This window comes from Lysinibacillus sp. UGB7 (assembly GCF_049058285.1).
Classification (GTDB): domain Bacteria; phylum Bacillota; class Bacilli; order Bacillales_A; family Planococcaceae; genus Lysinibacillus; species Lysinibacillus sphaericus_B.
Genome location: NZ_JBMGUV010000104.1, coordinates 1 through 758 on the forward strand (window position 1 = coordinate 1; position 758 = coordinate 758).

General features: G+C 58.8%; 1 protein-coding gene. It reads right to left on the reverse strand.

All coding sequences use genetic code 11. From position 1 onward, the window contains the following. Positions 1–758: hypothetical protein (locus tag ACOMCU_RS28185; RefSeq protein WP_421052312.1), on the reverse strand; the 758-nt coding region annotated here is incomplete at both ends.

Here is a 758-nt window from a genome sequence, read left to right on the forward strand (position 1 = left end):
CCCCAGTAGCCCCAGTAGCCCCAGTAGCCCCAGTAGCCCCAGTAGCCCCAGTAGCCCCGGTAGCCCCGGTAATACCAGTAGGACCAGTAGCCCCAGTAGCGCCAGTAGAACCAGTAGCGCCAGTAGCGCCAGTAGAACCAGTAGAACCAGTGGCCCCAGTAGAACCAGTAGAACCAGTAGTGCCAGTAACCCCAGCAATACCCGTAGCGCCAGTAGGACCTGTAGTTCCCGTTTCACCAGTAGCCCCAGTAGAGCCTGTAACGCCAGTAGCGCCAGTAGCCCCAGTAGAGCCTGTAACGCCAGTAGCGCCAGTAGCGCCAGTAGCGCCAGTAGCCCCAGTAGTGCCAGTAACCCCAGCAATACCCGTAGCGCCAGTAGGACCTGTAGTTCCCGTTTCACCAGTAGAGCCTGTAACGCCAGTAGAGCCTGTAACGCCAGTAGAGCCTGTAACGCCAGTAGAGCCTGTAACGCCAGTAGAGCCTGTAGCGCCAGTAGCCCCAGTAGCCCCAGTAGTGCCAGTAACCCCAGCAATACCCGTAGCGCCAGTAGGACCTGTAGTTCCCGTTTCACCAGTAGCTCCAGTAGCGCCAGTAACGCCAGTAGCACCAGTAGCACCAGTGGCTCCAGCAATACCAGTAGCGCCAGTAGAACCTGTCGCGCCCGTTTCACCAGTAGCCCCAGTAGCCCCAGTAGCCCCAGTAGAGCCTGTAACGCCAGTAGAGCCTGTAACGCCAGTAGAGCCTGTAACGCCAGTAGAG